This is a genomic window from Stenotrophomonas sp. STEN022 (assembly GCF_056760155.1).
In genome coordinates this window covers 1-13018 of the sequence record NZ_JBRREG010000111.1, presented here as the reverse complement: position 1 = coordinate 13018, position 13018 = coordinate 1, and the positions used below count along the sequence as shown (strand labels likewise).

At 65.7% G+C, this 13018-nt stretch carries 11 protein-coding genes; 5 read left to right on the top strand and 6 right to left on the bottom strand.

The window, feature by feature from the left end:
* Positions 1–231 precede the first annotated feature (231 nt).
* Positions 232–1746, bottom strand: coding sequence for an acetyl-CoA hydrolase/transferase family protein (locus ACVOMF_RS18215; protein ID WP_481510519.1), 1515 nt, complete (start codon positions 1744–1746; stop codon positions 232–234).
* A 282-nt stretch (positions 1747–2028) separates the two neighbouring features.
* Here ACVOMF_RS18215 and glnE point away from each other — a divergent pair, with 282 nt between their 5' ends.
* Positions 2029–4854, top strand: coding sequence for a bifunctional [glutamate--ammonia ligase]-adenylyl-L-tyrosine phosphorylase/[glutamate--ammonia-ligase] adenylyltransferase (gene glnE, locus ACVOMF_RS18210; RefSeq protein ID WP_481510518.1), 2826 nt, complete (start codon positions 2029–2031; stop codon positions 4852–4854).
* 39 nt (positions 4855–4893) lie between these two features.
* Here the strand turns inward: glnE and ACVOMF_RS18205 are convergent, their stop codons facing one another.
* The 5 genes from ACVOMF_RS18205 to ACVOMF_RS18185 form a co-directional block, all read right to left on the bottom strand.
* The gene (locus ACVOMF_RS18205) at positions 4894–5457 is read right to left on the bottom strand and encodes a queuosine precursor transporter (protein ID WP_481510517.1); all 564 of its coding nucleotides are present in this window, start codon (positions 5455–5457) and stop codon (positions 4894–4896) included.
* Between the two features lie 354 nt (positions 5458–5811).
* Positions 5812–6315, bottom strand: a complete 504-nt coding sequence (locus tag ACVOMF_RS18200; protein ID WP_481510516.1) for a hypothetical protein — start codon at positions 6313–6315, stop codon at positions 5812–5814.
* 31 nt (positions 6316–6346) lie between these two features.
* Complete coding sequence (locus ACVOMF_RS18195) at positions 6347–6874, bottom strand: hypothetical protein (RefSeq protein WP_481510515.1); 528 nt, start codon at positions 6872–6874, stop codon at positions 6347–6349.
* A complete protein-coding gene (locus ACVOMF_RS18190) occupies positions 6871–7752 on the bottom strand; it encodes a DUF2145 domain-containing protein (protein ID WP_481510514.1) in 882 nt (293 codons plus the stop codon). Before ACVOMF_RS18190 ends, ACVOMF_RS18195 begins: the two co-directional genes overlap by 4 nt.
* Before the next feature lie 90 nt (positions 7753–7842).
* Complete coding sequence (locus tag ACVOMF_RS18185) at positions 7843–8961, bottom strand: serine hydrolase domain-containing protein (protein ID WP_481510513.1); 1119 nt, start codon at positions 8959–8961, stop codon at positions 7843–7845.
* A 92-nt stretch (positions 8962–9053) separates the two neighbouring features.
* Here ACVOMF_RS18185 and ACVOMF_RS18180 point away from each other — a divergent pair, with 92 nt between their 5' ends.
* From ACVOMF_RS18180 to ACVOMF_RS18165, 4 genes are all read left to right on the top strand, one after another.
* Positions 9054–9950 carry a DMT family transporter gene (locus ACVOMF_RS18180; RefSeq protein ID WP_282271380.1) on the top strand — a complete coding sequence of 299 codons (897 nt, stop codon included), beginning with the start codon at positions 9054–9056 and terminating at the stop codon, positions 9948–9950.
* Positions 9951–10281: 331 nt separating this feature from the next.
* Positions 10282–11289, top strand: a complete 1008-nt coding sequence (locus tag ACVOMF_RS18175) for a methionine ABC transporter ATP-binding protein (protein WP_481510512.1) — start codon at positions 10282–10284, stop codon at positions 11287–11289.
* Positions 11286–11978: a methionine ABC transporter permease gene (locus tag ACVOMF_RS18170; RefSeq protein WP_481510511.1), complete on the top strand. Its 693-nt coding sequence runs from the start codon at positions 11286–11288 to the stop codon at positions 11976–11978. Before ACVOMF_RS18175 ends, ACVOMF_RS18170 begins: the two co-directional genes overlap by 4 nt.
* Positions 11979–12060: 82 nt before the next feature.
* Positions 12061–12855, top strand: coding sequence for a MetQ/NlpA family ABC transporter substrate-binding protein (locus tag ACVOMF_RS18165; protein WP_481510510.1), 795 nt, complete (start codon positions 12061–12063; stop codon positions 12853–12855).
* The last annotated feature ends 163 nt before the right edge of the window (positions 12856–13018 follow it).

Here is a 13018-nt window from a genome sequence, read left to right as displayed (position 1 = left end):
ATTATTATTTCCCCTCCCTCTTTCTTCTGCTCCTCCCCCGGCCCGCCCCCCCCGCCCCCCCCCCCCCCCCCCCCCCCCCCCCCCCCCCCCCCCCCCCCCCCCCCACTACAGGTGGAGCTTCAGGCCTTCAGCTTTAGCCCCTCTCCCGTGTACGGGAGAGGGGTTGGGGTGAGGGCGGCTTTTCGCTGGTAAATCCTCAGCCGAGCATGGCTCGGCACTACAGGTTTGGCCTCAGGCCTTCATGCTGCCGGTATCGATATAGCGCTGATGCCAGGACAGCGCTTCCGGCAACAGGTGCGGCGTGTGCTTGCCATAGCTGTCGCGGCAGGCGCGGTCGAAGTAGTCGTTGAGCTGGTCGCGGTAATCCGGGTGCGCACAGTTGTCGATCACCTGGCGCGCACGTGCACGCGGCGGCAGGCCGCGCAGATCGGCCAGGCCCTGCTCGGTGACGATGATGGAGACATCGTGCTCGGTGTGATCCACATGGCTGACCATCGGCACGATCGCAGAAATCGAACCGCCCTTGGCCACCGACGGGCTCAGGAAGGTGGACAGGAAGCCATTGCGGGTGAAATCGCCGGAACCACCGATGCCGTTCATGATCCGGCTGCCCATCACGTGGGTGGAATTGACGTTGCCGTACAGGTCGGTCTCGATCATGCCGTTCATGCCGATGCAGCCGAGGCGGCGCACCAGCTCCGGGTGATTGGAGATTTCCTGCGTGCGCATGATGATGCGCTCGCGGTAGAACTTGATGTTGCGCTTGAACTCCTCGTTCGCCTCCGGGCTCAGCGCGAAACCGGTGCACGAGGCGTACTCGAGCACACCGGACTTGAGCAGATCCAGCATGCCGTCCTGGATCACCTCGGTGAACGAGGTCAGGCCGCGCAGGCCGCTTTCAGCAAGACCAGCCAGCACCGCATTCGGAATATTGCCCACGCCCGACTGCAGCGGCAGCAGGTTGGCCGGCAGGCGGCCCTTGGCGACTTCGTGCTTGAGGAATTCGATCAGGTAGCCGGCGATCTGGCGGCTGTCTTCATCGATTGGCTTGAACGGGCTGTTGCGGTCCGGGCCATTGGTGCGCACCACCGCCACGATCTTGTCCGGGTCCACGCTGAGCGTGGCCTGGCCGATGCGGTCGTTGGCGTGGATCAGCGGGATCGGCTTGCGGTGCGGCGGCAGCGCGGTGCCGTAGTAGATGTCGTGCATGCCCTCGATGTCGGCGGGCTGCCACTCGTTGACCTCGATGATCACCTTCTTGGCCAGGTCCAGCCAGGTCTTGTTGTTGCCGACCGAGGTGGAGGGCACCAGCGAACCGTCTTCGCGGATCGCCGAGACTTCGATCACCGCGGTATCGATATCACCATAGAAGCCAAACCACACATGCTGGGCAACGTGGGAAAGGTGGATGTCGATGTAGTCCAGCGTGCCTTCGTTGATGCGCTTGCGTGCATCCGGGTCGGTCTGGAACGGCATGCGCATGGCGATGGCATCGGCCTTGGCCAGCGCGCCATCCAGCTCCGGTGCGGTCGAGGCACCGGTCATCAGCTTGATCTTGAACGGCTGGCCGGCGGCGTGCACCTCTTCAATGCGCTGCGCCAGTGCCAGCGGCACCGCCTTGGGATAGCCGGAACCGGTGAAGCCACTCATGGCCACGGTTTCGCCGGGCTGGATGAAGGCCGCGGCTTGTTCGGCGGAAACGATGCGGTCGCGCAGGCGCGGGTCCAGGATGCGTTCGACAGACATGACGACTACGGTTTGTTTGGGGGGATGGCTGATTATCGCCCTTCGGCGTGAACAGGGGGGTTGGACCTTGGTGGAATGGTCATTACGGATTTGCTGCTCTTGTACTCCCCGGTATTGTTTTGCAGTGCAGCGTGCAAGTTGTTTGCGCACCCGGCAGGATCGCCCTGCATCCCGACGTGGGGGAGGGAGCAAGGCCCGCTGACAGTTCGCTGTCAGCGGGCTTTTTTATTGCCTGATCGCCGGAGATGGCGACTTCTGGGCCGCAGATGCCAGAATCGCGGAATGAACCAAATCGCCCCTGCAGCACCTGAATCTGTTCAACCGGTAATCGAACGTGCCTTGGCCCGGCTCAAGCTGGCCGCTCCCGATCCGGCGCAATGGCCGTCATCAGAGGCCTTCGAGGCTGGTTTGCGGCAGCTGGCGGTTACCAGCGATTTCGCCATCGATACCCTGTGCCGGCAGCCGGAGCTGCTGCAGTTGTTGGCTCAGGCCGATCCAGCCCTCGTGCCGCTGCCCGTGCTGGACCCGCTGCAACCCACTGCCTGGCCGACCCAGCTGCGCCGCTACCGTGCTGCGGCCTCGACCCGGCTGATCTGGCGCGATCTGCTTGAACTCGATGACGTCGATGCCACGCTGGCGGGCGCCACCCGCCTGGCGGAGGAATGCCTGCAGCTGGGCCTGGATGCATTGGAGCAGGAGTTCGCCAGCCGCCACGGCGTGGTCCGCGACGCCGATGGCAGCGCGCAGCGGCTGGTGGTGTTCGGGCTTGGCAAGCTCGGTGGTGGCGAGCTGAACTTCTCCTCCGATATCGATCTGGTCTACGCCTACCCGCATAACGGCGAGTCCGATGGTGCGCGTCCGCTCGCCGCCGAGGAATATTTCGCCCGGCTCGGCCAGCGGCTGGCGCGGCTATTGGACGAAACCACCGCCGAAGGTTTCAGCCATCGCGTCGACCTGCGCCTGCGTCCGTTCGGCACCGCCGGTCGCGTTGCCCTGTCGTTCGCCGGCATGGATCAGTACTTCCAGCGCGAAGGCCGTGACTGGGAGCGCTACGCCTGGATCAAGGCGCGCGCGGTGGCCGGCGACATCGCCGCTGGCGAGGCCTGGCTGGAGACGTTGCGGCCCTTCGTCTACCGCCGCTACCTGGACTTCACCGCGCTCGATGGCCTGCGCGAGATGAAGGCGGCGATCACTGCCGAAGTCGCGCGCAAGGACCGCCTGGACGACATCAAGCGCGGCCCGGGCGGCATCCGCGAGATCGAATTCCTCGCCCAGGCATTGCAGCTGATCCGCGGCGGCCGCGAACCTGCGCTGCGCGAGCGGCGCCTGCTGCCGGCGCTGCGCGCGCTGGTCGAAGGCGGGCAGATGGCGGCCAGCGATGGCGATGACCTGATCCAGGCCTATCGCTTCCTGCGTCGCGTCGAGAACCGCCTGCAGATGCTGCGCGACGCGCAGACGCACTGCTTGCCCAATGACTCGCTGGACCGCGTCCGCATCGCGTTGGGCCTCGGCTATGCCGATTGGGATGCCTTGCTGGCCGCTTTGAACGAACAGCGCGAACGCGTCAGTCTTGAATTCGGTGCATTGCTTGCCCCGCGCCAAGGCCAGGCCGCGCCGGATGTGTTGTCCAGCTATTGGCGGGTATTGCCCGGCGGCGGCAGCGCCGAGGTGCTGGCCGAGGCTGGTTTCGCCGATGCCAATGGTGCGGATCAATCACTGCGCGAGTTCGCCCAGTCGCTGGGGGTGAAGTCGCTGTCCGACAATGCGCATGTGCGCCTGGATCGGGTGCTGCCGGCACTGTTGCATGCGGCGACACGCTCGCCGCAGCCGGATGCCGCGCTGCGGCGCGTGCTCGGCCTGCTGCAGGCCATCCTGCGCCGCACCAGCTATCTGGCGTTGCTGGACGAGCAGCCCAGCGCCTTGACCCGATTGGTCAACGTGCTGGCACGCAGCGCGCTGTTGTCCGAGCGGCTGGTGGCGTTCCCGCTACTGCTGGACGAGTTGCTGGATACCCGCGTCGCTGGGCCGATGCCGGAGGCGCTGGAAATGCAGGACGCCTGCGCCGCCGCCTTGCAGATCGATGACCCGGAAGCGGCGCTGCGTGCACTCAACGAAGTGCGGCTCGCGCTGAGCTTCCGCATGGCCCTGGCCTTCCACGATGGCCGCCAGCGTGCGGTCGACTGTACGCAGCAACTGGCACAACTGGCCGACGCGGTGGTGGTGACCGTGCTGCAGATGGCGCATGCGGACATGCTGCAGGCGCATGGTGAAGTGCCGGGCGGACGCTTTGCGATCATCGGTTACGGCAGCCTGGGGGGCGTCGAGCTGGGCTTTGGTTCGGACCTGGATCTGGTGTTCCTGTACGACAGCCCGGCTGGCATCGACGGTAGCGATGGTCCGCGTCCCTTGGACAGCGGCCGCTGGTTTGCCCGTCTGGCGCAGAAGGTGATGGCCTTGCTCGGTGCAGTGACCGCCGCCGGCCGCCTGTACGATATTGACGTGCGCCTGCGCCCGGATGGCGGCAAGGGCGCGTTGGTGTCCTCGTTGGCCAGCTATACCGAATACCAGCGCGAACGTGCCTGGACCTGGGAACATCAAGCGTTGGTACGTGCGCGCGCTGTGGCCGGTGATGCATCGCTGTTGTCCGACTTCGAACGGGTACGCGCTGACACCTTGAGCCGTGCGCGTGAGCACGAGGCCTTGTTCGGCGATGTGCTGAAGATGCGTGCACGCATGCGCGCCGAACTGGACCGCAGCGATGCCGGGCGGCTGGACCTGAAGCAGGGCGCAGGCGGTCTGGTCGACCTGGAGTTCGTGCTGCAGACCGGCGTGTTGTCACAGGCGCAGCACACGCCGTCGCTATGCGAGCCGAGGGAGACCCCGCTGCTGATCTCTGCGCTGGCCGCTGCAGGCTGGTTGCCGGGTGCGACGGCCGAAGCCCTGCACGAGGCGCACGCCACGCTGCTTGATGTGGGCCTGAGCTGCACCCTGGACCGGCGCCCGCGTATTGCCATTCCAACGCCCGAGATCGAAGCGGCATGTGCGGCGATCAGTGCCGCCGCAATCGCGCAGGGCCTGCCGTTCGAGCCGGGCAAGCGCGCGGAGTGATGCTGGAAAGCAGCCCGGCTTGGTACCGGGCTGCAGCGATCAGCGGGTGGTGCCGCGCAGCGGCGCCATCTTCCACAGCAGGGCACGGAACGGTGCCAACAGGCACACGCCGATGGCCAGCTTCACCGCCAGATCGCCTGCCGCCCAGCTGACCCACGGCAACTGCGAGCCGGCAAAGGCGATCGACCAGAAGATCGCCGTGTCCACGGTGGCGCTGCAGGTGGTGGCCACCATCGGTGCGCGCCACCAGTTGCCGGCACGCAGCCGGTCGAACACGGTGATGTCCAGCAACTGGGCAACGATGAAGGCCGAGCACGAGGCCACCGCGATGCGCGGCGTGGCGATCCACACCGACAACACCACCGCCACCGCGAAGCCGGCCCAGGCCACGCGGCGCGCCGCCTGCGGGCCGAAGCGGCGATTGATCAGATTGCTGACCAGGAAGGCGATCGGGTAGCTGAAGGCGCCCCAGGTGAGCCAGTCATTGATCGGGTACTGCACCAGCACGTTCGAGCCCAGCACCACGGCACCCATTGCCAGCACGGCCAGCAATAGCGAGGTTGGGGTCAGCGGAGCGAAGCGGATGGACGGATGTGAGGACATGAACGGGCACAGGCAGCGCCGGTGGGCACTGCATCGATAGAAGGAGGAGGGGCCGTGCCTGGAAAGGCAGGTCGGTGCCTATTGTAGCTGGTGTGGTCGAGGTGGATGTCAAGGCGGCAGGAGTGCATACAGCCTGCGATCCAGAGAACCAGAGCCCCTCTCCCGCAAGGCGGGAGAGGGGTTGGGGTGAGGGCAGCTTTTGCTTGTGTTGTCAGCCCTGCGGGCGCTTGAGCTGCAAATTACAAAAGCCAATGCCAAAGCCCCCTCATCCGCCCTTCGGGCACCTTCTCCCGCAAGCAGGAGAAGGGATGCTTCAGACATCTCTACGATCTGAAGCTTCAAAGCACTGCAGCCTCAAAGCTTCACGCTATGACTCACCGACGCCGCTTCAATCGCCGGCACAAAGGTCAGCACGGCGCCATCCTCCGCACGCACCATCCAGCCCGCACCTTGCGGGCTCGGCGTGAACGCAACGGTCTGACCGAGCACGAAGTTGGATGCCGGATTGTCCTCGCGCTGCGGCCAATGCAGCGATGCGGTGTTGGCCGCATCCAATGGGTCGGCCAACGCCACGCTGCGGCCGCCATCAGCGTCCTGGGTGATCGCTTCGACCTTCATGTCCGGCAGCGGGCCGGCGCTGACGCGGCGCGCCTGGCGCTCACCGGCTGCCGTGGAAGACTTGTCGGCCGCCGATGCCACCAGCAGCAAGGGGGCGGATACCAGCATCGATGCGCCAACCGAGGTCATTAGGGTACTGACCTCGGAACGGTTCAAGCCATCGCCAGCATGCGCAGGCGCAATCACCAACATGGCGCTGATGGCTGCGACGCAGGCCAGCTGGGTAAACGTGGATTTCATAAGGCGTTCCTCAAGTACAGCGAATCAGAAATCAAAGCGTGCGGGTGCGGCTTTCATCCACCGCTTCGATGGTCGGCACGAAGGCCAATGCAGCGCCTTCCGGGTTGCGCAGCATCCAGCCCGCACCCTTCGGGCTCGGCTGGAAGGCGATCTTTGCGCCCACGTTGAAACCGGCCGCCGGATCATCCTCACGCTTGGGCCATTGGAGGGTGGCGCGGTTTTCGACGTTGGCAGGGTCTTCCAGGGTGACGCGACGGCCGCCATCGGCTGCGGTCTCGATCGACTTCACTTCCAGATCCGGCAGCGGGCCGGCGCTGATGCGACGCTTTTCCTCGCCGCGCTCACGCGATTCCTTGGACATGTCAGCCGCGCCGCGCACACCGGCCGCTGACAGGAAGATCGGCCCGGAGACCACCATCACCACGCTGGAGCCTGTTATCAGCACCGAGGCCTGCGAACCATTGATTTCACCGGCCCGGGCCGTGCCTGGGGTGAGTCCTGATCCCAGGCTGGCGGCGATGGCAAAGGCAAGGGCGCCGCTCTTGATCAGGTGTTTCATGGTGTGGCTTCCTGCTGAGGTGTGGGAGCTTGCGTGTTGCTTCCGGCCACTGCCGGCACGGGTGTTTGATGGGCGACGGCGAGCTCGCGTTCAAGTGCGCCACTGCGGTGCAGGAAGTCGAACACCGACTCCACCGTCACCACCGAGTAATTACCGGAAATGCGCTCGCTGGCCGGATGGTCGGTGACCGCCACGTTGTCGGCAAGGAAGCGCGCACCCAGCCGCTTGCCGATGCCGATGTGCAGGCGTGATGGCGTGTAGCCTTTCTGCTTGAGCCACGCCAAGGCTGTGGCGCGGTCAGCGAGGGGCGCATCGCCTGCGGCCTGCACCATTGCGGCTGCAGCGACTTCCAGGATCCATTGGTTGGAATTCTGGTATTCGCTGCTGCCGGGATAGGCCAGCATGCTGTAGCGCGGCTCATGCAGCGCACGTGCCTGTGGCGCGGCACCGGCGAGCAATGTCTTCAGTGCGGCGCGGACTTCCGGCGTGGGAATGCCAACCCGCAGGTCGGTGGTGATCGAGCTCTCGCCGACCAGGTTGACCAGGCCCTCGCGGTACAGGTCCGAGCTGTCGCTCTTGCAGCGGTTGAGCAGGTGCACCACGTCCCAGCTGCCGCTGTCGTTGCGGACCAGGAAGGCCAGGTGGCTGTGGCGCAACCCGTATTTGCTCAGGTCTTGCCCGCCGCGCGCAGCAATGGCCACATCCACGTCGGGCATGGCATCGAGCGTATCGGCGGTGACCGCGGCCATGTCGAACATGGCGGCAATCGTGGTCGGCGGCGGATAACGCGGGCTGCAGGCCGGTTGCGCGAATGCCGGAATGGAGAGGGTGGCCAGGCTCAGTGAGACTGCCAGCAATAGTGTGGTGCGGGGTTTCATCGGCGCGCATCCTTGCATGGTGCTTGGGAAATATTCGTTAGGAGCCTGCGCAGGCGCGCGCTTGCTGGCTGCCGATGCCGGGATTTTCGTTCAAGGCTGCTTCCATTGCGCATGCAGCAGGCCGGAGACAGCGAAACAGGCCGGTGCATCCTTGTTGGACAGTACGATCACCGTCTCGCCGGTTGCCGGGTAATGGCGCACGTCGGTGCAGACACCGTCCGTGCTGCCGCCATGGCCCCAGCGGAAGTCACGGGTCGGCACGTCCTTGCCGTAGCCGGTGGCAAAAAAGCCCAGACCCATGAACTCGCGCTGGGTCTGGGTGGCCTGTTCGAACAGTGCCGCCGGTAGCAGCTTGCCGGCATTCAAGGCCTGCACGAAGCGGAACATGTCACGCGCGTCACCCACTTCACCGCCGGCGGGCAGGCCGCGCTTGGGTTGGGTGGCGCAGTTGCGCACGCGCTTGCCATCCACCTCCACATAGGCCCGTGCCAGGTCAGCTGCGGGGTCGTCGCACGCCACGAAGCCGGTATGTTGCATGCCGGCCGGTTGCAGCACGTGCTGGCGGATGTAGCTCTCGAAGTCCTGCCCGGAGAGGACTTCCAGCATCCGCCCCAATACGAGATAACCAAAGTTGCCGTACTTCTGCGCGCTGCCAGGTGTGAACTCCGGTGCACGCCCGGCATGCAGTGCAACCATGTCCTCCAGGCTGTGCAGGCGCGCGCGATCAGCACTGTGTTCGGCGCCAAACAATTCACCGATATCCCCCGCACCGGCGCTGTGCGTCAGCAGCTGGCGCACGCTCACCTCATTGGCGAACTGGCGGTTGGGGTAGTCCTTGAGCACCTCACCGACCTTGCTGTCCAGGCTGAGGCGACCGGCGGCGATCTGCTGCAGGATCGCCACGCTGGTGAACATCTTGCCGGCCGAGGCCAGGTTGAAGCGGTCATTCACCTGCAGCGATGTTTCCTGCTGCTCATCGCGCGCGCCATAGGCTTTCTCGAATACCACCTCATCGCCGCTGGCGATCAACACCGTCCCCGAGAACTGCCCGGCGGCCTGCAGCCCCAGTGCAAAGCCATCCAACTGCGCCAGCGCTTCAGCGCTGGGCGCCTGCGTGGCAGTGGCAATCCAGGGCAACGCAACAAGCAGCAACGGGGCAAGACGCAGCAGGGCAGGCGTGGCAACTGGATGCTTCAGTGGTTTGCGCATGGTTGGGCCCAGGCTGGGAATGGGCAGAACATACCATCGCCTATTACCGCTGGCAGTCTGCAAGCCAGGCCCCGGCAGCGGATAATGGGGCCATGTCGCCTACCAAATCCCCCGTGCGTGCCATCGTCTGGATGCTGGCCGCCGTCGCTTTCTTCTCCTGCATGGACGCTGGCATGAAGATGCTGTCCAGCAGTTATCCGACCTTGCAGGTCACCATGCTGCGTGGTGCCGCTTCGTTGCCGTTCGTGCTTGTATGGGTGCTTGCCACCGCCGGACCGCGCTCGATCATCCCGGTACGTTGGGGCCTGCATCTGCTACGCGGCGTGCTCGGCATGGTGATGATCGGTTGCTTCGTCTATGCGCTGCGTACCTTGTCGCTGTCCACGGCTTACACCATCTACTTCGTAGCGCCCTTGCTGGTGGCGGCGCTGTCGGTGCCCTTGCTGGGTGAGCACGTGGGGCCGCGGCGTTGGGTCGCCATCGGCATCGGCCTGATCGGCGTGCTGGTGGTGCTGCGGCCGGGCGTGGATGGTTTCATCTCGTTCCCGGGCCTGATGGTGTTGCTGGCGGCGACGGCCTATGCGATCGCGGCGGTCACGGTCAGCCTGTTGACGCGTACGGATACGCCGCAGTCGATGGTGGTCTGGTTCCTGTTGATCATGGCGATCGGTGCCGGTTTGCTGGCCTGGCCGCAGTGGCAGCCGCTGCAGTGGAAGCACGCCGCGCTGATTGCCGGCATGGGACTGGCGGGGGCGCTGGGCCAGATCGCGCTGACCCGCGCGTTCCAGCTGGGCCAGGCCTCGATGATCGCGCCGCTGGAGTACACCGGGCTGGTGTGGGTGATCGGTTGGGACGTGCTGCTCTGGCAGAAGCTGCCCGACCGCTGGACCTGGATTGGCGCCGGCATCATCGTCGCCAGTGGCCTGTACCTGCTGCACCGTGAACGCGTGCAGCGGGCGCAGCGGCCGGATCAGATTGATCATCCCTGAAAACCAACCCCTCCCCAGCCCTGCCCTTGGCTTCTCCAAAGGGAGGGGGCGTAGTGCCGAGCCATGCCCGGCAGGGGCTTTGCCGGCAGACTCAAGCGGCGTGAGCCCCGCAGCAGGGGGGCCCCCCCCTGGGGGGCAAAACAGGTGAAATTGGCTGACCCCCGGGGGCGGGGGCCCCCCCGCTCCCACAAGCAGAGCTACCCCCAGCACAGCCCCGACTGGTTTCACTTAGAACCAAAAGGAATAAGATTCCGGTTTGCGGCACGCGCGCCGACGGCCCGGCGCTGCTAGGCTGCACGCCCCTTACTTATGCCCTCCGGTTGCCCTGGCAGTGATCGAGTTCCAGCACCTGCAGAAAGCTTATGCCGTCGACGGCCGCGCGATCACCGCGCTGCATCCGCTCGACCTGAAGATCCAGGCCGGCGAAGTGTTCGGCATCATCGGCCATTCCGGTGCCGGCAAATCGACCCTGATCCGCCTGATCAACCGCTTGGAAGAGCCCAGCGGTGGCCGGGTGTTGATCGACGGCCAGGACGCCACCGCACTCGACGCCGATGGCCTGCGCACGTTGCGCCGTCGCATTGGCATGATCTTCCAGCACTTCAACCTGCTGTCGGCACGTACCGTCGCCGCCAACGTGGCTTTCCCGCTGGAGCTGGCCGGCACGCCCAAGGCCGAGATCGACGCCCGCGTGGCCGAGTTGCTGCGCATGGTCGGTCTGGAAGCGCATGCGGCGAAGTACCCGTCGCAGCTGTCCGGCGGGCAGAAGCAGCGTGTCGGCATTGCCCGCGCGCTGGCCACGCGCCCGCAGATCCTGCTGTGCGACGAGGCCACCAGCGCGCTGGACCCGCAGACCACAGCTTCGGTGCTGGCGCTGCTGGGCAAGATCAATCGCGAGCTGGGCTTGACCATCGTGCTGATCACCCACGAGATGGATGTGATCCGCCGCGTCTGCGACCGCGTAGCGGTGCTCGATGCCGGTCACATGGTGGAAATGGGCCCGGTTACCGAAGTGTTCCTGCACCCAAAGCACCCGACCACTCGCCGTTTCGTGTCCGAGTCCGAGCATGTGGACGAAGGCGAGCAGCTGCGTGATTTCGCCGCCGTCGGTGGTCGCATCGTGCGCCTGACCTTCCTCGGCGAGGGCACTTACGAACCGTTGTTGGGGCGCATCGCCCGCGATACCGGCGTGGACTACAACATCCTTACCGGCCGCATCGACCGCATCAAGGACACGCCCTACGGTCAACTGACCGTAGCCCTGGTTGGCGGTGACCAGAATGCCGCGCAGGCGGCCTTCGTCGCTGCCGGTGTGCACGTCGAGGAGCTGCGCCGATGATCATTGCAACTGCCGCCGAAGGCTTCTTCCGCCATCTGGATGCGGGCAAGTGGGCCGATATCGGCCAGGCCACCATCGACACCTTGCTGATGCTGGCCGGCTCGTTGCCGCTGACCTTGGCGATTGGTTTACCGCTGGGTGTGCTGCTGTTCCTGACCGGCTCGCCGCAGCTGCACCGCAAGCCGGTGGTTTACGGCATCACCGCCTTGTTGGTGAACCTGCTGCGCTCGGTGCCCTTCATCATCCTGATGATCGTGTTGATCCCGGTGACGCTGGCGATGATGGGCACCTCGCTGGGCGTGCGTGGTGCCATCCTGCCGTTGGTGGTTGGCGCAGCGCCGTTTTACGCGCGCCTGGTTGAAACGGCGCTGCGTGAAGTCGACCGTGGCGTGATCGAGGCCAGCCAGGCGATGGGCGCGACCACCAGGCAGCTGGTCTTCAAGGTGCTGCTGCCGGAAGCGCGGCCGGGCCTGATTGCGGGCGCCACCGTCACCACCATCGCCTTGATCGGTTTCACTGCGATGGGCGGTGCGATTGGCTCCGGCGGCCTGGGCGACCTGGCCTTCCGTGACGGCTACCAGCGTTCGCACACCGACGTGGCGCTGGTCACCGTAGTCTTGCTGCTGGTGCTGGTGCAGCTGCTGCAGATGCTCGGCGACCGTCTGGTTACGCATTACAGCCGCAAGTAATGGAATGACCGCAGGCCGGCACGCAGCGTGTCGGCCTGTTAGCGTATGTCCACACCATCCTTCCCCACGGGATCTGTTACCGATGAAAAAGCTGCTCACCTTTCCCCTGATTGCCGCCGTGCTGGCCCTGTCGGCCTGCGGCAAGCCTGCCGCCGATGAGTCCAAGCTGGTGGTTGCTGCCACCGCCGTGCCGCACGCCGAGATCCTGGAAGTGGTCAAGCCGCTGCTGGAAAAGGAAGGCGTCAAGCTCGACGTGCGCGTGTTCAACGACTACGTGCAGCCCAACGACCAGTTGGTGCAGAAGCAGGTGGACGCCAACTACTTCCAGACCGAGCCTTACCTCAAGGCCTACAACCTGGACCGCAAGACCGACCTGGTCACCGTCACCGGCGTGCACATCGAACCGTTCGGTGCCTATTCGCGTCGTTTCAAGTCGCTGGCCGAACTGCCCAGCGGCGCCGACGTGGTGATCCCGAATGACCCCAGCAACAACAGCCGCGCGCTGATCCTGCTGGACACCGCCGGCGTCATCAAGCTCAAGGACCCGAGCAACGCCCTGTCCACCCAGCGTGACATCACCGAGAACCCGAAGCAGCTCAAGTTCCGCGAGCTGGACTCGGCGATGCTGCCGCGCGTGCTCGACCAGGTCGATCTGGCCCTGATCAACACCAACTACGCGCTGGACGCCGGCCTGAATCCGACCAAGGACGCACTGGCGATCGAGAGCAGCGATTCGCCGTACGTGAACTTCCTGGTCGCGCGCCCGGACAACAAGGACGACGCCCGCGTGCAGAAGCTGGCCAAGGCCCTGACCAGTCCGGAAGTGAAGGCTTTCATCGAGCAGAAGTACAAGGGCGCGGTACTGCCGGCGTTCTAATCTTCATCGCTGGGCCGGGGATCGCACCGTAGTGGGGGGGGGGGGGGGGGGGGGGGGGGGGGGGGGGGGGGGGCGCGGGGGCGCGGGCGCGCGGGGGGGGCGGGGGGGCGGGGGCGGGGGGGGGGGGTGGGGGGGGGGGGGGGGGGGGGTGCGGGGGGGGGGG

What these genes read in the sequence shown, in the direction of transcription:
- ACVOMF_RS18215 (WP_481510519.1), bottom strand. Translation starts at nt 1,746, where the DNA reads ATGTCTGTCGAACGCATCCTGGACCCGCGCCTGCGCGACCGCATCGTT.
- glnE (WP_481510518.1), top strand. Translation starts at nt 2,029, where the DNA reads ATGAACCAAATCGCCCCTGCAGCACCTGAATCTGTTCAACCGGTAATC.
- ACVOMF_RS18205 (WP_481510517.1), bottom strand. Translation starts at nt 5,457, where the DNA reads ATGTCCTCACATCCGTCCATCCGCTTCGCTCCGCTGACCCCAACCTCG.
- ACVOMF_RS18200 (WP_481510516.1), bottom strand. Translation starts at nt 6,315, where the DNA reads ATGAAATCCACGTTTACCCAGCTGGCCTGCGTCGCAGCCATCAGCGCC.
- ACVOMF_RS18195 (WP_481510515.1), bottom strand. Translation starts at nt 6,874, where the DNA reads ATGAAACACCTGATCAAGAGCGGCGCCCTTGCCTTTGCCATCGCCGCC.
- ACVOMF_RS18190 (WP_481510514.1), bottom strand. Translation starts at nt 7,752, where the DNA reads ATGAAACCCCGCACCACACTATTGCTGGCAGTCTCACTGAGCCTGGCC.
- ACVOMF_RS18185 (WP_481510513.1), bottom strand. Translation starts at nt 8,961, where the DNA reads ATGCGCAAACCACTGAAGCATCCAGTTGCCACGCCTGCCCTGCTGCGT.
- ACVOMF_RS18180 (WP_282271380.1), top strand. Translation starts at nt 9,054, where the DNA reads ATGTCGCCTACCAAATCCCCCGTGCGTGCCATCGTCTGGATGCTGGCC.
- ACVOMF_RS18170 (WP_481510511.1), top strand. Translation starts at nt 11,286, where the DNA reads ATGATCATTGCAACTGCCGCCGAAGGCTTCTTCCGCCATCTGGATGCG.
- ACVOMF_RS18165 (WP_481510510.1), top strand. Translation starts at nt 12,061, where the DNA reads ATGAAAAAGCTGCTCACCTTTCCCCTGATTGCCGCCGTGCTGGCCCTG.